Source organism: Pseudomonas sp. BNK-45, from assembly GCF_047456255.1.
Lineage (GTDB): Bacteria > Pseudomonadota > Gammaproteobacteria > Pseudomonadales > Pseudomonadaceae > Aquipseudomonas.
Map to the genome: position 1 here is coordinate 3618297 of NZ_CP179909.1, position 18506 is coordinate 3636802.

The window sequence follows — 18506 nt, forward strand, 5'->3', positions numbered from 1 at the left end:
GTTAAGCCAGTTTGTTGCAAGTCGATGTTTGTTTCAGGGTTCTTGTTCATCCAGGGCGTGATGGTCTGATTTGGCATTGCCATTAAATGACCTGTCCGCTTGCAAGTTGCACTGCTTCTTTCAAGTTTTAAAGAGCAGGACCTTAGTTGATTGCTTTTTATAAGTGGTTATAGGCCAGTGGCCGGCTGGTGCCTGTTCGTAACCTGCTGTTCATTATGTTTATCTCTTGGGAGTGAATGATCATGGAAGATCAAAAGTTGAAGTTGCTGGTCTTCGGTGTCGATGGCGCCTCCCATGCCGTGCTCCAGCAATTGATGGCGCGGGGCCTGTTGCCCAACTTCAGCGCATTGCGTCGGCGCGCCGCCCATGGGGTGCTGCAATCGACCTTTCCACCCCATACCGCACCGGGCTGGGCCTCCATGTTTACCGGGGTTTCCCCGGGTGAGCACGGGATCTACCAGTTCTGGTCGACCCACAGTGACGACTATCGTTTCAGGGCCATGAATGCCGCCGATTACGGGCGCGAGCCCTGCTGGCTGACCCTGCAGCGCCATGGCCTGAAAGTGGGTGCCTACAACATCCCCATGACTCATCCGCCGGCCGACTTGCAGGGCGGCTACATGATCAGCTGGCCCCTGGCAAAGACATTGAGATATACCGCACCCGGTAACTTGATGCATGAATTGATGCAGGCGGGCCTGCACTATCATTCCGATCTGGTCACCATGTATCGCGGTCAGGAAGATTATTGCGAGCAGGCGCGAAAGTTTATCGACGGTCGTGCCGAAACTTGCTGTTTTCTGCAAAAGAACCGGCCGGTCGATGCACTCTTCGTGGTCTTTACCGAAGTTGACCGGGTCAGTCATTACTACTGGGGCGATGCCCAGGCCCCCAGTGCGGCCGTGGAACAGTGCTATGTCGACATCGACCGGGCGCTGGGCACCTTGCTGACCCTGACCGACGACCAGACCCTGGTGGTGGTGGCTTCCGACCACGGCTTCGGCCTGTGCGAGGCCGACTTCAGCGTGCACGAATTCCTCCAGCAGCATGGCCTGCTGGCAACCCGCTTCGAACGGCAGCAGGACGGGGCCGAGACGGCGCACGACGATCCGGGCGCGCGCTCCTGGTTCGATGACCCCGCCAGCTACCGGCGGCTGATCGACTGGTCGCGCACCGACTTCTACATGCCCACTCCCGGCTGTTTCGGCCTGAACGCCAACCGGGTCGGGCGCGAGGCCCAGGGCCGCTTGACCGACGAGCAGTTGCCGGCCGCCGAAGAGCGCCTCAAGCGCGCCCTGGCCCAGGTGCTCGACGATCAGGGCCGGCCCTGGTTCAGGCTGGTCCGTGCCGACCAGGTCTATGTCGGGGCGCGCCTGTCGGATGCCCCCGACTACCTGCTGATCCCCAGGGACTTCAGCGTCATGCCGACCCCGAGCCTCACCGGGCAGGTCTGGAGCACGCCGGCCCAGCGCGGGGTGCATCGTCCCGACGGCATCGTCTTCATCCGCGGTTCGAGCTTTGCGCAAGACGTCGCGCTGCAAGCGCGCATCGAAGACATCTACCCGACGATCCTCGCCCATCTGGGGCTGCCGGTGCCGGAAGGGCTCGAAGGCCACTGGCTGCTGGAACCGCCCCACGAGCCCCGGCGCGAGCCCGGGCGCAAAGGCAGTGGCGGGCCCCGCATGAGTGAAGAAGAGCAGCGCTTCATGGACAGCCAATTACAGCAAATTGGGTACTTTTAATGGAAACCGTACCGTTCACCAACGCCGCCGAAGGGCTGATTCCCCTGACCAATCTGGCCGAGTCGCTCGATGCGCCGGCGGCCAATCCACTGCATTCCAGTGTCGACTTCCGCAAGCCGCACCCCATGCGGGTGTGCTTCCCGGTGCTGCTCGACGGCGACCTGGTCATGAGCTCCGAGCACCTGGGCGTCAGTTACCTGGTGTCGATCCTGCGGGACCTGGGGGCCGAGTGCCTGGTGGTCGAGGTCAAGTCGATCCAGCACGGCGACGAGATCGCCATCGCCGAGGTGGTGGCCTTCAAGCCCGACCTGATCGGGTTCTCCCTGACCACGGTCACCGTCAGCCACGCCACCGCATTCGGTTCGGCATTGCGCGCGGCGCTGGAGCCGCGGGTGGCCTTTCTGGCCGGCGGTCCGCTGGCCACCTTCCTCGGCTCCAAGCTGTTGAGCAACCCCAACTGGAGCTTCCTCGACGCCCTGGTGCGGGGTGAGGGCGATGTGCCGTTAGTGCGCTACGTGGAGGCCTTCTGGGATCACGGCGACTACGCCTCGGTGCCCAGCCTGAGCTGGCGCGAGGAGGGCGGGTTCGTCATCGACAACCCCATCGGCAAGCCGCTGCCGGAGCTGGACATGCTGCCCGAACCGGCCCGGGATCAGTTCGAACTCAACCATGGCAAGCTGCCTTATCTGCGCCTGGCTACCACCCGCGGCTGCACTGCCCGCTGCACCTTCTGCAACGCCCCCCACGCCGGCAACAAGATCAACCCCGGCAAGCTATGGCGGGCCAGGACCCCGGACAACATCGTCGACGAAATCGAGCGCCTGTATCACAAGTACAACTTCAACACCTTCGACTTCGTCGACTCCACGTTCGAAGACCCGGGTGGCGCGCCATTCGCCAAGCAGCGCATCGCCGACATCGCCCAGGGCGTGCTCGATCGCGGCCTGAAGATTTATTACAACTGCTGCATGCAGGCCAAGAACTGGCACGCCGAGGACCAGCCGCTGCTGGACCTGCTGTACCGCTCGGGCCTGGAAAAAGTGCTGATCGGCATCGAGTCGGGTTCGCAGATCGGCCTGGACCGCTGGAAGAAGAAATCCACGGTCGAGGACAACAAGCGTGCCATCGAACTGGTGCGTGGTGCCGGCATCTACGTGGCCTTCGGCTTCATCGCCTACCACCCCTGGTCGACCTTCCAGGAGATCCGCGACAACAACCTCTTCCTGCGTCAGTACATGGGCTACAACCTGCGCCGCTACACCGTGCGCCTGGAGCTCTATCCCGGAGCCGAAGCCGTGGAGACCCTGCGCGCCGAAGGCAAGCTGCATGACGATTTCGACGTCTCGCTCAATGCCCTGAGTTACGACTTCGAAGACCCGCGGGTGCGTCAGCTGTCGTCCATCAGCGCCTTGCTCTACGGCGAGAAGTACGCCTCGGAAATGGTCATCGAGAAGGAACCGGCGGTGTTCGAGTTCGAGACCTACGACATCGTCATGCACACCTTCATGTCGCGCCTGCGCCGAGCGGTGCTGGATGACCCCCGGGGCCTGGCGATCCTGCAGGCGGGGGAAGCCAAGGCCACCGAACTGCGCCGGCAGATGAGCGACTTCAACTATGAGCTGATTTCCCAGATGACCGACCTGGCCGAGGAGGGCACCCTCACCGAGGCCTATGCCCACGAGCGGCGGCCCCAGGTCGAGCAGTTCTACCGGGGCAAGCTCGGCGAGCTGCGCCAGGTCCAGTTGGGCATCAGCATGCAGTTGCACCGCGCGGGCCTGAGCTTGCGCGATATCCAGTTCAGCAAGGAGGCCTGAGCCATGACCAATGCCGAACCGGTGAACTTCCTCGGCCACAGCCGCTTGCTGGGCAACGACCTGGTGATCAACGAGGACTCCTGCAACCTGGGATGCACCTACTGCCTGACCGGGCAGAGCAACATGAAGTCGTCCCACGAGGGCAAGTTAATCTTTCAACCGCCGGTGCATGACGTCTACAGCGAAGACAGCGAACTGGGCCAGCGCCTGCAGACCATCGTCGAGCGGGTCAACCGCACCTTCAGGCCGCCGCTGCTGAAACTCACTGGCGGCGAGATCTTCATCATCAAGGGCATCATGACCTTCATCGAGCGCATGGCGCCGCTGCACGAGGTGCTGATCGTCCAGACCAACGGCCTGCCGCTGACCCGGGACAAGGTGCGGCGCCTGGCCGCACTGGGCAATGTCGTGGTGCAGATATCCCTGGACAGCAGCCACTATGAGGGCAACAGCTACCGGGTCCTGTCGCCGCGCATCCACGAGATGATCATGGAGCGCATCGCCATGGTGCTGGAGGCCGGCCTGCCGCTGGAAATCTACGGCGTGCTGAATGATCGCAGTGCGCCTTACCTGCGGGAATTCGTCGAATGGTGCGCCCGCTTCGAAGACAATCCGCCGCAACTGTTTCCCTTCCCCGTGCGCGGCCCGGACAGCGACAGCTTCAAGGTCCGGCCCGAGCAGTATCCGCTGATCGATGAGCTGTTCGAGCTGCGCGAGCGCTACCCGCAGATCCTGCCGCCCAAGGCCTACCTGGACCGGCTCAGCTCGTTCTACCACCAGGGCCGGCGCACTTGGCGCTGCCACCTGCCGCGGCTGGTGCTGTCGACCTTCAGCGACGGCGTGGCCACACCGTGCCCGAACATCTGGTTCCACAACATGGGCAACCTGCTGGAGGACGACTGGAACAAGGCCCTGGCCCCGGTCAACCGTTCACCGTTCTATCAACTGTTGCTGGCCGAGCGGCCGCGCCTGGATGCCTGCAAGGGCTGCTTCACCCCCTGGGACACCCTGAGCCTGTACTTCGAGGACGCCATCAGCCTCGACGAACTGTGCCGCGCGCCGTCTTACGCCCCGGCAGCGGTCAGGAGCCTGCTCGAACACGCCAAGGAGGCCTATCGCAATGGTGCATGAGTTGCCTGACGACGAGCGCTGGTTCAGCGAAGTGACCGCAGGCCCGGTGCTGGCCGCCTTGCCTGCCGCCGTGCGCGAGCGCTGGGTGCCGCCGCTGGCGGCGCTGGCCGACAGTGGTCAGCAGCGCCTGCTGCTGGTGTTCGACAGCTCCCTGGAGCATGTCGCTCTGCTGCTGATGCTGTTGCAGCACGGCCTGTCGCCGCTGCTGGTGGCCAGTGACGCCCGGCCCGGGGAATTGCAGCGCTACGCGGCTCAGGCCGCCATCAGCCATTGTCTGGCGCTGGACCAGGGGCAATTGCAGGTGACTCGCCTGGAGCCGGGCACCGGCGTGCCGGCGCAGTTGCCGCAGCGGCGCGGCATCTATCTGTTGACCTCGGGTACCACCGGCGAGCCATCGCTGATCTTTCGCGACCTGCAAAGCTGGCGCGACGAAGGCCTGCGCTACTGCCGCCTGCTGCAACTGGGCCCCGAGGACCGGGTGCTGTTCATCGCTCCGGTGTATCACGCCTATGCGCTGGGCTGGTTATGGGGGGCGCTGCTGGCCGGGTGCCAGGTGCAGATCTGCAAGCCCACGGAGCTGGGGGCCGGGTTGCAGGCGTTGCGCCACTGGGCCAGCCATGCCGTGGTGACGCCACTGCTGGCCGGTCTGCTGGCCCAGCGCGGCGGACCCGGAACGCGTCCCGAGCGGCTCAAGGGGGTGATGTCCGGCGCCGGTCCCGTGGACGGACACCTCGACCAGCAGTTCCAGCAGGCCTTCGGCATCGGCCTGTCGCGCAACTATGGCAGTACCGAAAGCGGTGCCGTATTTGCCGGCGTCGCGCCGTTGCCGCCGCTGTCCATCGGCTTTCCCATGCCGGGGATCGAGGTGCTGCAGCCCGGGGCGCCGGGCCAGCCCTTCGCCCTCAAGGTACGACTCGAGGACGGGCGTCTCTACGACACCGGCGACATCGCCGAACAGAGCGCCGCCGGCTACAGCATCGTCGGTCGCGAAAGTACGGCGATCCGCCGTGGCGAGCGCTGGATCTCGCCGTTCGAGATCGAGTCGGTGCTGGGCAGCCACCCGGATGTGCAGGACTGCGCGGTGCGCGCGGTCAAGTCCGCCCAGTCGGGCAACGACCATGTCTTCGCCTTCGTGGTCTGGAACCCGCAACGCCCGTGGGACCCGCGACTGCTGCGCGAACATTGCCTGGCCCACCTGGCGCCGGCCAAGGTTCCCGATCGCTTCGAGCGCACGCCGCTGATCGCCCGCAGCGGCAACGGCAAGCCGCTGCTCAGCCGGCGTTATCGTCCGGCGAGCAATCAGGTGTTGCTGGAGGCTGCCCATGCCTACAAGCGTTCGCAGTTGCTGTTGGCACTGTGGGAGAGCGGGGCCTTGCAGCTCAGCGCCCAGGGCCTGAGCGTCGATCAGATCGCCCAGCGCACCGGCCTGCATGCCCACACCCTGGCAGTGGCCTTCGACACGGCCCAGGCCAACGGCCTGCTGCACGAGGCCCCGGAGGCCGAGACGCCGCGGGACCTGGAGGACCTGGCCGCGGTGCTGGACCTGGAGTCCTTCAACTGTCGCCACTGGAATCGCCTGGACGCGATGCTGGCGGTGCTGCACGACGGCCTTGATCGGCGCGCCTTCGAACAGACGCCCAAGCACCCGCAGCTGCAGCGGCGCTACCAGCGCGCGGTGGCCGGGGCGGACAAGCAGCTGGCGGCCCAGCTGACCTGGCGCAAGGCCCTGCACAACGCGCCCAGGGCCATCGCCCTGCTGGATATCTGCGCCACCGGCGCGGTGTACACCCAGGCCCTGCTGGGCCGTCGGCGCCTGGATTGCCGGGCCAGTCGGATCGTCCAGCTGGGCGGGCTCAATCCACCGGCGGCGGATATCCCGGTGCACAGCCACGAGGACCTGGTGCAACTGGACGCGCGCGGGTTCGACGTGATCGTGCTCGACAACACTCTGCATCAGCCCGGGGTGGCCCAGGCCCTGCCGGCCTTGCTCGAACGCCTGGGGCCCGATGGCCAGCTGATCATCGACGAGATCTTTTTCAACGACACGGCTTCGGCGGCCGTCGGCGTGGACTGGCTGACCCATGGCGGCTGCCAGTACCCGAGGCAGGCCGAGGTGGTGACGGCGCTGGCGCGCCAAGGATTCGTAGCCGAGCAAGTCTGGCGCCGCGAATCGACGATTTACCAATGCACGATGTTATTCACCAGGAGTTTAGAAAAATGACCGACACCGACCGCTTGATCAAAGTGTTCTCCAGCACCGTGGGCCGTGAACTGAACCGGGAAGACCTCTCGGGAGGGGATCTGATCGGCAGCCTCGGGCTGAACTCGATCGACGCCCTGCAACTGCTGATCCAGGTGGAAACCGAATTCGGCTTCTCCATCGAGGACAACGAGCTGTCCATCGAACTGGTCAATTCCCTGGAGCGTCTGGAGGCCTTCGTCGCCGACAAGACCCAGGCCCGGATTGGCTGACACGGCGGGCGGCCGATCCCGTTTGCCAAGGTCGGGCGTGCTGTTCTCGGCCCGTACCGACGAGGGAGATCCGGCATCCGCCGGATCACCCGGAAGATTCGAAAGACGAGGGAATGCGTGTGAACGACGTAAACAAGACCGCGGCGGAGTTTGCCAATCGTCCCGGCACCGACGCCCAGTTGCCCTGGCTCAACCAGTTGAACCGCCAGCGCCTGGCCGGCCCGGCGATGGCCAACAATCGTTGCCTGAACCAGGGCGAGACGGCAGCGACACTCTGTGTGCACGCCGGCACCTATGAGGACCCGGTGACCGGGGCGGTGGGCACGCCGATATTTCCCAGCACCACCTTCCGTTTCAGCCAGACCACCTACGAGTCGTTCCTGGAAGGCTATATCCGCGACATCCCGACCTACAGCCGCTACGGCAACCCGGGGCAATGGTCGGTGCAGTTGAAGGTGGCCGCGCTGGAAGGCGCGCAGAGCGCCCTGGTTCTGTCCTCGGGCATGGCGGCGATCTCCTCGACCCTGTTCGCCCTGACCAATCGCAACGGCCACATCATTTCCTCCTATGACCTGTACGGCGGCAGCTACAGTCTGCTGCACGCCGATATCGGTCAGGCCGGGCGCTCGGTGAGCTATGTCGATCCGCTGGACCTGGAAGAGATCCGCCGGGCCATCCGCCCGGAGACCCAGATCATGTTCTTCGAGCTGCTGTCCAACCCGTTGATGAAGGCCATCGACCTGGTCGCCATCGCCGCGCTGTGCAAACAGCAGAACATTCTGCTGGTGGTGGACAACACCTTCCTGTCCCCCATCAGTTGCCGCCCCCTGGAGTGGGGCGCGGACATCGTTCTCCACTCGGCCACCAAGTACCTCAACGGCCACAGCGACGCCACCAGCGGCGCCGTGGCGGGCAGTCGCAAGTTGGTGGACCGCATCTGGGCCCAGCTGCTGCGCTTTGGCGGCAGTCTCGACCCCTTCGTGTGCTTTCTCCTGGAGCGGGGCATGAAGACCCTGGCGGTGCGCATGCAGGCCCACGCCGCCGGCGCCCGGCAGGTCACGGCTTTTCTCGAACGGCATCCGCAGGTCAAGCGGGTGCATTCGCTGTACGCCCAGGACTATGCCCATCCCCATCTGTACCAGTACGCCGGCCAGGCCACCTGCGGCATGCTCAGCTTTGAGCTGGAGGGCGGCGATGCCGCGGCGCTGGCGCTGCTGGAGCACCTGCGGCTGATCACCTGCGCCACCAGCCTGGGCGGCGTGGAGTCCCTGGTGAGCCTGCCGTTCAACACCTCCCACAGCGGCTTGACCCGCGAGCAGCAGACCCGGATCGGCCTCAACCCCGGGCTGGTGCGGCTGTCGGTGGGGATCGAGGACCCCGACGACCTGTGTGCCGACCTCGAACAGGCCCTGCAGCAGGTCTATCAAGGAGGCGAGCAGCCATGAGAAACGGTATGAACATCTCGGGTTTCAGCGAGATCGTCCACGAGATCCAGCAAGAGCCGGCCCAGGCGATCTTCCGCTATGGGGCCTACGCCCAGTATTCGCCTGCCGCCGGCATGCTCGCCGGGGTCGCCCCGGCGACCATCGGCCTGCTGCGCGCGCCGCGGCATTTCGAGGTGCCGATCCGCCCGAGCCCGGCGTTGCAGTGCCAGGGCCTGCTGGACCCGGCGTGGCCCCAGGAACTGGCCCTGGCGGCGTTGTCCGGGTGCTTCCTGGTGTCGGCGGTTTCAGGGTTTTCCGCGCGCCGGACCACCGTGGATCACTTGTCCATGACCACCCGCGCGCACCTGCAGGAGGCCGGCGCCGCTGCGCCCCAGGTGCGCTACGAGATCCGCTCGGGAACCGACAAGAAGCTCAGCGAGGCCCTGGAGGTGATCGAGGCGGTGAAGACCCATAGCCCCAACCATCAGACCTTCGTCCAGCCCCTGGGGCTGGCGGCGCGGCTGGTGGACGCCGGGCGCCCGGGGGCCTGGCAGCACTTTGCGCCACTGGACAGCGCCCCCGCGTGCGCCGCTGAGGCACCGGGGCAGGCCCTGAGCCTGGATTGCCAGTGGCTCTACGGCACCCAGTTGCGCGCCGACTTTGCCGGGCAGGCGCCCGAGGATCGGCGCAGTTTTCCCATCGACCAGCCCAAGCAACTGGCAGGTATCGACTGGGGCCCCAACCCCCAGGAGTACCTGCTGATGGCCATCGCCGCTGATGTGCTTGCCCAACTCAGCCGCCGCCAGCAATTGCCCGGCGCGGTGCGCCTGGACATCCGCGCCATGGTGGACATCCGCGGCATGTGCGAGGTGGCACCGACCCCGGTGCACCTGCAGGACATCGAGCTTGACCTGCAGGTCGAGGGTTGGCCGGCGGCGCAACGGTCCCGGCTGCAGGCACAGCTGGCGGCGAGCATCGAGGCCTCGGTGGTCTGCGCGCTGATCCGGCACCGGGTTGCCTTCGAGTTCCAGGTCGGCGCCCGGCCGCAGCCCGAGGAGGCGCGCCAATGCCTGCCCTGTTGAGTGGCTCGACCCTGTGCTTCGTCACCCTGGCGGTACCCGACCTGGCCGCCGCCGAGGACTTCTACGTGGAGGTCCTGGGGTTGCGCGTCAGTCGGCGCTTTGCCCCGACCCGCTGGATCAGCCTGGACGTGGACGAGCAGGGCGGCGCCGGCTTCGGCCTGATCGAGGACCCGCAGCGCCCCTGGCCATCGGCGGCGGTGATGCATGACCTGCTGGTGCCCGGGCTGGATGCGCTGATCGCCCGGCTGCCGGCGGCGGTGCGGATCATCCAGCCGCCGGTGGCGACCCTCTGGGGCAGCTACAAAGCGGTGATCGAGGACCCCTTCGGCCACCGGCTGGGGCTGGTGCAGCGCGAGCCTCGGGACTTGGGTGCGCAACAGAACGACTAAGGAGCAGGGATGCTTAAGCAATATGAGTGCATGAACGTGCCGGACTGTGTCGCTGCCGATGGCGGCTGGGTGACCGTGGTGTCGGGGCTGCCGCGTTCCGGCACCTCGATGATGATGCGCGCTCTGGCCTGCGGTGGCCTGGCGCCGCTGACCGACCACCTGCGCCAGGGCGACGCGCGCAATCCCCATGGCTACTTCGAGTGGGAGGCGGTCAAGTCCCGGGACGGCTATCTGGGCTGGATGGATCAGGCCCGCGGGCGGGCGGTCAAGCTGGTGTCGCGCTTTCTCCAGCACCTGCCGGCGACCCATGGCTATCGGGTGCTGTTCATGCACCGTGAGATCGACGCGGTGATCCGCTCGCAGCGGGACATGGCCGAGCACCACAGCGGTCAGGCCTGGGGTGCGCGCGAGGCGCAGGACCTGGCCCGGTTGTATCGCGAGCACGTGGCGCAGGCCCTGGCCTGGGTCCGTCAGCGGCCCAACATGCAACTGCTGGAGCTGGACTATCAACGGGTGCTGCAGGACCCGCACGGCGAGTTCGCCCGGGTCGCGGCCTTCCTGGCGCCGCAGTCCCTGGCGCTGGCCCCCATGGTGGCCACGGTGGACCGTGGCCTGGATCATCAAGCGGCGATGGAGGCTGCGGCTCATGTCTGAATCTGCGATCAAGGCGGTCATTTTTGACCTCGACGGCACACTCATCGACAGCAAGCAGGTGATCCGCGAGGCCTATCACGCGGCCCATGCCCAGGTGCTGGGGGCGGATGTCGAGCCGCCACCCTTCAGCGAATACTGCAAGCACCTGGGCCGCAGCTTCGTGCAGATCATGAAGATCATGGGGCTGCCGCCCCAGATGCATCCGGTGTTCATGCGTGAAAGCAATGCGCGCATGCAGCAGATCCGCGTGTTCGATGGCGTTCGTCCGCTGCTGGCGGGGCTGCGGGCCCGGGGCATTCCCATGGCCATTGCCACCGGCAAGGATCACTCGCGCACGGTGGCGATTCTCGATCACCTGGGCCTGCTGGAGTACTTCGCGCGGATAGTCGGCAGCGACGATGTGGCCAACCCCAAGCCGGCGCCGGACATGGCCCGGATCATCGTCGAGCACTTGCAGGTGCCGGCTGCCGGCTGCCTGTTCATCGGCGACGCCCTGGCCGACCTGCAATGCGGCGAGGCGGCGGGCATGCAGACCGCGCTGGCGCTCTGGGACCATCCCGCCGAGGACATCCGGCGCTACCCCTGCACCTATCAATTGACCGATCCACGCCAGATTCTGGCCTTGCTGGAGGTGGCCTGCCATGCCGACGTTACTCCTGCTTAATGGCCCCAACCTGGGCCGCCTGGGGCAGCGTGAGCCGCAGGTCTACGGCGCCAAGAGCCTGGCCGAGATCACCCGCGAGGTCAGCGCGGTGGCCGCCGCCCGCGGCTGGACGGTGCTGGCCCGGCAGAGCAATCACGAAGGCGAACTGATCGACTTCATCGAAAGCCAGCACCAGGCCGAAGCCCTGATCATCAACCCGGGGGCCCTGATGATGTCCGGCTGGGCCCTGCGCGATGCGCTGCAGGATTACCCGGGCCGCTGGATGGAAGTGCACATATCCAACCTGTTCGCCCGCGAAGCCTTTCGCCACAACTCCGTGCTGGCGCCCCTGTGTCACGGCTTCATCGCCGGCCTGGGCAGCGACGCCTATGTACTGGCGGCCCGGGCGCTGCTGGGAGCCGTCCATGACTAGTGCATCCTCGACGGGGCCGTTGCAGGCCCGACTGCTGGACGACGTGCTGGGGCTTTGTGCCCAGTTGCTGAAACTGGCGCCGCATCAGTTGAGCGGTGCGGCCAATTTCTTTGCCTGCGGTGGTAGCTCGCTGCAGGCCCTGCAACTGTGCGCGCTGCTGGAACAACGCCACCCGCAGCTGTGGGGCCAGGACGGTATTGACCTGACCCTGATTGTCGGCACCGCCAGCCTCGGCGAGTTCGTCACCGCGCTGCTGCGCTCGGCGGACAGCGAGCCGCAAGCGCCGATGCTGGAGGGTGAACTATGAGTCAGGCGGTGGCGACACTGATCGAGCATTGGGAGCAGCGTGGCGTCCATCTCTACGAAGAGGCCGGGCGCCTGCGCTATCGCTGCGACGAGGCCGGGCTGCCCGAGGACATCCGCCACAGCGTGGGCCACGAAAGGCACCGTCTGCTGGATTACCTGGCGCCGCCCGACCCGCTGGCGGCACCCTTGGCCGGCCTGCGCCAGGCCTACTGGCTGGGGGAGCATTCGGCCTTCAGCCAGGGCAGCGCCGCCTACCTGCACCTGGTGTATGCCGGTGCCGTACCGACGGCGGCACAGCTGCAGAGCGCCCTGGCGCGGATGCTGGTCCGGCACCCGGTCCTGGGCTACACCCTGGACGCCCATTCACCGCGCTTCAAGCCCCTGGCCACCGGGTTGCCCGGCGTCGAGCAGCAGCTCGCCGTGGCCGGCGAGCGGGCGCGGCGTTGCGCCTCCCTGGCGGACAGCTCCATGCCCATTGCGCCTCTGGCCGCGGAACAGCCGCTGCTGCGCCTGGTGCTGGTGGAGGACCACCAGGAGCGCTGCCTGCACGTGGTCTACCGACTGGCGCTGTTCGATGCGTCGGCGGTGCAGATCTTCATCAACGATCTGCTGGCGCTGGTGACGCAGGAGGCCGACGGCGCGCTCCCCGGCTATGCCCCGGGGACGCTCGCGGCCCTGAGCCGCAGCCGCCGCCTGGCGCGGTTCAAGGCCCGCCACTACTGGCAGCGCAAGATTCCCCAGCTGGCCGCCGGCCCCGATCTGCCCCTGGCCCGGCGCAGCCCCGGAGCTTCGGCGGCGCCGCGTTTCATCGAGCACCGGCGGGTCCTGGCCCCGGCGCTGCAGCAGGCCCTGGAGGCCGCGGCAAGACGCCATCAGGTGTCGCTCAACGCGACCTTGCTGACCCTGTTCCTGCAGACCCTGGCACGCTGGTCGGGTAAGGCCTCGGTGACCTGCAGCGTCATGTACAACACCCGGGCGCAGCTCGAACCGGCGCTGGCCTCGACCATCGGCAACCAGGCCGACACCCTGTTGCTGGATCTGCCGCCCCAGCCGCTGGCGTTCGCCGCCTGTGCCCGGCAGGTCCAGCAGGATCTGTACGCGGCGCTGCAGCATGGCGCCTACGACGGCGTGTCGGTGGTTCGCCAGTGGATCCGCGAGCACGACCAGCGGGCCAGCAGCGCCGAGCCGCCGATGCCCTATGTGTTTTCCTCGTTGCTGGAGATGGACCTGCCGGCCGCGCCCCTGCAGCAGACCGACCACGCGATGATGACGCCGCAGATCTGGATCGACGCCCAGGCCTTCGCCAGCGCCGACGGCCTGTGCCTGTCCTGGGACGAGCGCGAGGGGCTGTTCGAAACAGGGCTGATTGCCCAGGCCTTCGAGCATTTTCATGGCGCCCTGGAGCGCCTGGCCCTGCAGCCGCAGAGCTGGGACTTGAGCGAGCTGCCGTTGCCGCAGGCCTTGCTGGAACAGGTCGACCGTTTCAACCACCTGCAGCGGCCCCTGTCCGGGCAGGCGCTGTATCAGGGGCTGCTGCATCAGGCGGCGCAACGCCCGGACGCCCCGGCGGTGTTGAGCGACGATGCCAGCCTGAGCTTTGCCCAGTTGCTGTGTCTGGCCAGTCGCCTGGCCAGCCACCTGAACGAGAACGGGGTAGGGCCCAGCGACCATGTGGTGGTGCGCGGCAGTCGTGATGTGGGCAACGTGGTGGCGATCTATGCAGTGCTGATGGCCGGTGCCACCTATGTTCCGGTGAGCAAGGCTTCGCCGCCGCGCCGGGTGCATTCGATCATCAATCAGGCCGCGGCCACCACGGTCCTGGGCGACGACGACGGCGACATTGCGGCGATCATCGCTTCGCCGGTGAACTGGTCGCTCAACTACCGGCACTGGCTGCAGTCGTCCGAGGCCCGGGGCCCGGCGATCAGGCCGGCCTACCCGGCGGTGGACACGGCCCTGGCCTACATCATGTTCACCTCGGGCACCACCGGTACGCCCAAGGGCGTGGCGATCAGCCATCGCGCGGCGCTCAACACCTTGCAGGACTGCCGCGAACGCTTTGCCATCGAGCCCGGGGACCGCTTGCTCGGGGTCAGTGAGTTCAGCTTCGATCTGTCCGTGTTCGACCTGTTCATGCCGGCCCTGTGCGGCTGCGCGCTGATCCTCGCGGCCAATGCCCAGCGCAGCGCTGATCCGCAAGCCTGGCTCGATGCGGCGCAGCGCCACCGGGCAAGTGTCTGGAACTCGGTCCCGGCGATCATGGAAATGGCCCTGGGCTACGCCCGGGCCGTGGACCGGCCGGACGCCCTCGCCAGCGTACGGCTGTGGATGGCCAGCGGCGACTGGATCGCCCTGGGCCTGCCCGAGCGTTTGCGGGAACTGGCCCCGGGCTCGCGCTTCGCGGCCCTGGGCGGGGCCACCGAAGCGGCCATCTGGTCCAATTGCTTCGAGGTGCAGGAGGTGGACCGGCAATGGCCGAGCATTCCCTACGGACGGCCCTTGAGCAATCAGCGTTTCTACATACTCGACGACCTGGGCCGCCGTTGTCCGCCCTCGGTCAAGGGCATGCTGTACATCGCCGGCGAAGGCCTGGCCGCCGGCTACATTCACGATCGCCAGCGTACCGATCAGGCGTTCTTCATCGAGCCCGGGTTGCAGCAGCGGGTCTACCGCACCGGCGACATGGGCCGCCTGCGCATGGACGGGGAGATCGAGTTCCTCGGCCGCCAGGACCTGCAAGTCAAGCTCAATGGCATGCGCGTGGAGCTGGCGGAAATCGAGGCGGTGCTGGCCCGGGCCCCCGGGGTGCAACAGGCGGCCACCTGCGTCGACGGCAGCGGCACCTTGTACGGCTTCTTCGTGGCCCGGGAGCCGCTGCCCAGTGGCGAGTCGGTGCTGGACTTCGCCGCCCAGTACCTCAACCCCTACATGGTGCCGGTGCGCCTGTTCGCCCTGGCGCAACTGCCGCTGACGGCCAATGGCAAAGTCGACCGCGGGGCGCTGCTGGCCTTGCTGCCGGGGCTCTGCGGGCCACAGGCACCGGCCGCGAATGCGCAGTTCTCGGCACGCCGGGACCTGCTGCTGGGCTGCGTGCAGCGGGTCCTGCCGGCGTTGCGCGAGCCCGACGCGTCCTGGTTCGACCAGGGGGCTTCGTCACTGCACGCGGTGCACATCCTGCTGGCGCTGAACAGCGAGCTGGGGCTGGACCTGAGTCTGGCGGACATCTACGCCTATCCCTCGGTCAATGCCTTGCTCGGCTACCTGCAGGGATGCGGGTCGCGGCCGCGCAATCGGGTGGACTTCTGCGCCAGCGCCGATGACCGCCGGCCGCTGCTGGTGCTGGTGCACCCGGTGGGCGGCGCGCTGTCGTGCTACTGGCCACTGATTCGCCTCATGCGCGAGAGCTTCGAGGTGATCGGCCTGTGCGCCGACGCCGGCCAGCGCTTCGACAACCTCCAGGCCCAGGCCCGGGAATACCTCGGGCAGTTGCAGGAGCGCCTGCTGGCCGGGCGCCCGGTGGTGGTGGCCGGCTGGTCGTTCGGCGGCGTGCTGGCGGTGGAAATGGCCCGTCTGCTGAGTGCCGACGGGCAGGTGCGGCCGGCCCTGGTGACCCTCGACGCGGGCGCGCCGCCGGAACCGGCTCCGGAGTTGCCGCCCAGCCTGTTGCAGCAACTGTTCCAGCGCGACCTGGAGCAGTCCGCACAGATCCAGGCCCAGGGCCAGGCGCTGCCGGCCATTGCCGAAAGCGCCTCCCAGGAACGCTTTGCCCTGTTCTGTCGGCACTACGCGGCCCTGCTGGACTATCGCTACCGGCCGGTGAACTGCCCGAGCTGGCACCTGCGGGCCAGTGTCGAACACCGCTCCAGCGGCCTGCGGCCCCTGGCCGAGCAAGCCGTGGGCGAGCGTTGCCTGACCCTGACCGCGGATCACTACAGCCTGCTGTCCGGGGCCGCCCTGGAACAGGTGGTGCAGTGCCTGATGCAGGCGGCGGCCCGATGAAACCCGGGCGGCAGGGGCATTCAGTGCTGGCGCAAGTGCAGCCTTACCGGGAAAATCCACACCGGCTCGCGGGTGCCCTTCGGCACCACGAGTCGCATAAACAGAGCAATTAAGGAGTGACACTGTGAAGTTTGGATACACGATTGTTTATGTCCCCGATGTCGAAGCCTCGATCCGTTTCTTCGAAGACGCTTTCGGCTTCTCCCGGCGCTTTCTCGACGAATCCGGTGATTACGGTGAACTCGACAGTGGCGCCACCACCCTGGCATTCGCCAGTCGCGAACTGGCCCATTCCAACTGCGAAGGCGGCTACCAGTTCTGCAGCCCCCAGCAGCAACCCCTGGGTATCGAGATCGCCCTGGTCACCGACGACGTGCCCAAGGCCCATGCCAAGGCCCTGGCCGCCGGCGCCACGGAACACGCGGCGGTGCAGAAAAAGCCCTGGGGGCAGGTGGTTTCCTATGTCCGCTGCCCGGCCGGGACCCTGGTGGAACTGTGCACCCCGGTGGGCCAGTGATTGCTCGGCCCGACCCAAGACACCGGCAGGGAGTGCCCAAGCATGCGTAAAACCGAGGATGCCGTCCTGGCCTTGCTCGAGGACATCGGCAGTACCCACGGCCACCTGCTGCAGGTGGTGCAACGGGTACGCCAGGTGGTGGAGGAGTGCTGCGGCACGGTCGCCGAATCGGTGAAGTACGGGGGGATCCTGTTTTCCCGTGTCGCGCCTTTCTGCGGGGTCTATGCCTATACCGGACACGTGTCGGTGGAGTTTGGCCAGGGCTATCTGTTCGACGACCCGCATGGGGTTCTGGAAGGCTCGGGAAAGTTTCGTCGACATATAAAGCTGCTGACACTAGCGGATGTTCAAGACAAGCAACTTGCCGATTATGTAAGGCAAGCACTCAAACACTAGTTCCTTGAACTGAACACATAACTAACGGTTGTTTCCTGCGGGGGATTCTATCCCCCGCACGGGACCTCATTGCCCTTAAAAAACACAGAGTGGAACAGCACATGAGCGATGCCAGCACCTACGGCGAAACCCTGGCCGATATCTATGACGATCTGTATGGCGAGGCTCCGGCCAATGCCATCGAAGTGCTGGTGGCCATGGCCGGCACCCGTGAACCGGTCCTTGAACTGGGCATCGGCACCGGACGCTTCGCCTTGCCGATGCGCGAGCGCGGGGTCCAGGTGCATGGCGTCGATGCTTCGCCGTCGATGCTGGAGAAACTGCGGGCCAAGCCCGGCGGCGCCGAGCTGCCGCTGACCCAGGCCGACTTCGCCACCCTCGAAGGAGTCCGCGGCGGGCCCTTCAGCCTGGCCTTCTGCACCTTCAGCTCGTTGTTCCTGCTGCCGTCCCAGGCCGCCCAGGTCAGTTGTTTCAAGGCCACCAGCGGCTTGCTCAAGACGCGCGGACGGCTGGTGATCGAAACCTTCTACCCGGACCTGTCGCGCTACGCCAAGGACCAGCCGGTGTACGTCGGCGGCCTGGAGCGCAACGAGGTGCTGCTGGAAGCCTCGCGCCTGGACCCGGTGGCCCAGCGGGTCAGCTGCCGCTTTATCCGTCTGCAGGCGCAGGGCATGCGGGTGATTCCGGTGGAGCTGCGCTACGCCTGGCCGGCCGAGCTGGACCTGATGGCCGAACTGGCCGGCATGCGTCTGCAGGAGCGCTGGTCGAGCTGGGACAAGATGCCCTTCGTCGAGGGCTCGTTCAAACATATATCCGTTTATGAAAAGTTGCCGCAGGCCTGAACTTATTGAACTTCGGAGTTGCTCATGGAAGTTCCGCAAATTGCAATTGATGCAAACCGGAAACAGCCTTCGGCCCGCGAACTCATGTTGGCCGGCGAATGGTTCTGCACCCCTGACATGGAGTTGGCACGGATGCGCATGCGTGCCCAGGAGTTACAACGGCTTTACAACAATTGTTCGCCGCTGGATATCAAGCAACAACAAGCCTTGCTGACCCGACTGCTCAAGCGAGTGGGGCGCGACAGTTGGGTGGAAGCCAACTTCCATTGCGATTACGGCGTGCATATCGAAATCGGCGACGAGGTGTTCATCAACATGAACTGCACCTTTGTCGACGGCAACCGGATCGTCCTTGGCGATCGGGTCTACCTCTCGCCCAACGTGCAGCTGATGACCACCCGCCACCCGCTGCAGCCCGAGGCGCGCACGGTGCTGGTCGATGGCCGGCGCAAATGCGTGCAGCGCGCGGCGCCCATCGTCCTGGGCAACGACGTCTGGGTTGGTGCCGGGGCCGTGCTGCTGGGGGGCGTGGAGGTGGGCGACAACAGCGTGATCGGCGCCGGCAGCGTGGTCACCCGTTCGATTCCCCCCGGTGTGCTGGCGGCGGGTAATCCCTGCCGAATCATTCGCTCGGTCTATGAGTGAACCCATTGGATGTGCCT

At 66.3% G+C, this 18506-nt stretch carries 17 protein-coding genes; all 17 read left to right on the forward strand.

Annotated features, from left to right (window positions below; all coding sequences use genetic code 11):
* Positions 1 to 242 precede the first annotated feature (242 nt).
* The 17 genes from ACMGG8_RS16770 (at position 243) to ACMGG8_RS16850 (ending at position 18489) form a co-directional block, all read left to right on the forward strand.
* The gene (locus ACMGG8_RS16770; RefSeq protein WP_414157954.1) at positions 243 to 1742 is read left to right on the forward strand and encodes an alkaline phosphatase family protein; all 1500 of its coding nucleotides are present in this window, start codon (positions 243 to 245) and stop codon (positions 1740 to 1742) included.
* On the forward strand, positions 1742 to 3556 hold the full coding sequence (locus tag ACMGG8_RS16775; protein WP_060839871.1) for a B12-binding domain-containing radical SAM protein: 1815 nt from the start codon (positions 1742 to 1744) through the stop codon (positions 3554 to 3556). The genes ACMGG8_RS16770 and ACMGG8_RS16775 overlap by 1 nt, the downstream gene beginning before the upstream one ends.
* A gap of 3 nt (positions 3557 to 3559) precedes the next feature.
* Entirely contained in the window at positions 3560 to 4687 is a 1128-nt protein-coding gene (locus tag ACMGG8_RS16780; protein WP_060839870.1) for a radical SAM protein, read from the forward strand.
* Positions 4677 to 6908 (forward strand): AMP-binding protein, encoded by a 2232-nt coding sequence (locus ACMGG8_RS16785; RefSeq protein WP_414157955.1) that lies wholly within the window; start codon positions 4677 to 4679, stop codon positions 6906 to 6908. The genes ACMGG8_RS16780 and ACMGG8_RS16785 overlap by 11 nt, the downstream gene beginning before the upstream one ends.
* A complete protein-coding gene (locus ACMGG8_RS16790; protein WP_060839868.1) occupies positions 6905 to 7159 on the forward strand; it encodes an acyl carrier protein in 255 nt (84 codons plus the stop codon). Before ACMGG8_RS16785 ends, ACMGG8_RS16790 begins: the two co-directional genes overlap by 4 nt.
* A 119-nt stretch (positions 7160 to 7278) precedes the next feature.
* Complete coding sequence (locus tag ACMGG8_RS16795; protein ID WP_197662853.1) at positions 7279 to 8604, forward strand: trans-sulfuration enzyme family protein; 1326 nt, start codon at positions 7279 to 7281, stop codon at positions 8602 to 8604.
* The gene (locus ACMGG8_RS16800) at positions 8601 to 9665 is read left to right on the forward strand and encodes an OsmC family protein (RefSeq protein WP_082729902.1); all 1065 of its coding nucleotides are present in this window, start codon (positions 8601 to 8603) and stop codon (positions 9663 to 9665) included. The genes ACMGG8_RS16795 and ACMGG8_RS16800 overlap by 4 nt, the downstream gene beginning before the upstream one ends.
* Positions 9650 to 10054 (forward strand): VOC family protein, encoded by a 405-nt coding sequence (locus tag ACMGG8_RS16805; RefSeq protein WP_060839866.1) that lies wholly within the window; start codon positions 9650 to 9652, stop codon positions 10052 to 10054. The genes ACMGG8_RS16800 and ACMGG8_RS16805 overlap by 16 nt, the downstream gene beginning before the upstream one ends.
* 9 nt (positions 10055 to 10063) lie before the next feature.
* Positions 10064 to 10708: a sulfotransferase gene (locus ACMGG8_RS16810; protein WP_414157956.1), complete on the forward strand. Its 645-nt coding sequence runs from the start codon at positions 10064 to 10066 to the stop codon at positions 10706 to 10708.
* Positions 10701 to 11372, forward strand: coding sequence for an HAD-IA family hydrolase (locus ACMGG8_RS16815; protein ID WP_060839864.1), 672 nt, complete (start codon positions 10701 to 10703; stop codon positions 11370 to 11372). The genes ACMGG8_RS16810 and ACMGG8_RS16815 overlap by 8 nt, the downstream gene beginning before the upstream one ends.
* Positions 11350 to 11784: a type II 3-dehydroquinate dehydratase gene (locus ACMGG8_RS16820; protein WP_129405691.1), complete on the forward strand. Its 435-nt coding sequence runs from the start codon at positions 11350 to 11352 to the stop codon at positions 11782 to 11784. Before ACMGG8_RS16815 ends, ACMGG8_RS16820 begins: the two co-directional genes overlap by 23 nt.
* Complete coding sequence (locus ACMGG8_RS16825) at positions 11777 to 12091, forward strand: phosphopantetheine-binding protein (RefSeq protein ID WP_159426428.1); 315 nt, start codon at positions 11777 to 11779, stop codon at positions 12089 to 12091. Before ACMGG8_RS16820 ends, ACMGG8_RS16825 begins: the two co-directional genes overlap by 8 nt.
* On the forward strand, positions 12088 to 16089 hold the full coding sequence (locus tag ACMGG8_RS16830) for an amino acid adenylation domain-containing protein (protein ID WP_414157957.1): 4002 nt from the start codon (positions 12088 to 12090) through the stop codon (positions 16087 to 16089). The genes ACMGG8_RS16825 and ACMGG8_RS16830 overlap by 4 nt, the downstream gene beginning before the upstream one ends.
* 124 nt (positions 16090 to 16213) lie before the next feature.
* Complete coding sequence (locus ACMGG8_RS16835; RefSeq protein WP_060839860.1) at positions 16214 to 16606, forward strand: VOC family protein; 393 nt, start codon at positions 16214 to 16216, stop codon at positions 16604 to 16606.
* Positions 16607 to 16648: 42 nt separating this feature from the next.
* Complete coding sequence (locus ACMGG8_RS16840; protein ID WP_060839859.1) at positions 16649 to 17002, forward strand: DUF1801 domain-containing protein; 354 nt, start codon at positions 16649 to 16651, stop codon at positions 17000 to 17002.
* A 101-nt stretch (positions 17003 to 17103) separates the two neighbouring features.
* The gene (locus ACMGG8_RS16845) at positions 17104 to 17844 is read left to right on the forward strand and encodes a class I SAM-dependent DNA methyltransferase (protein WP_414157958.1); all 741 of its coding nucleotides are present in this window, start codon (positions 17104 to 17106) and stop codon (positions 17842 to 17844) included.
* An 84-nt stretch (positions 17845 to 17928) separates the two neighbouring features.
* Positions 17929 to 18489, forward strand: coding sequence for a sugar O-acetyltransferase (locus ACMGG8_RS16850; RefSeq protein WP_414159945.1), 561 nt, complete (start codon positions 17929 to 17931; stop codon positions 18487 to 18489).
* Positions 18490 to 18506 lie beyond the last annotated feature (17 nt).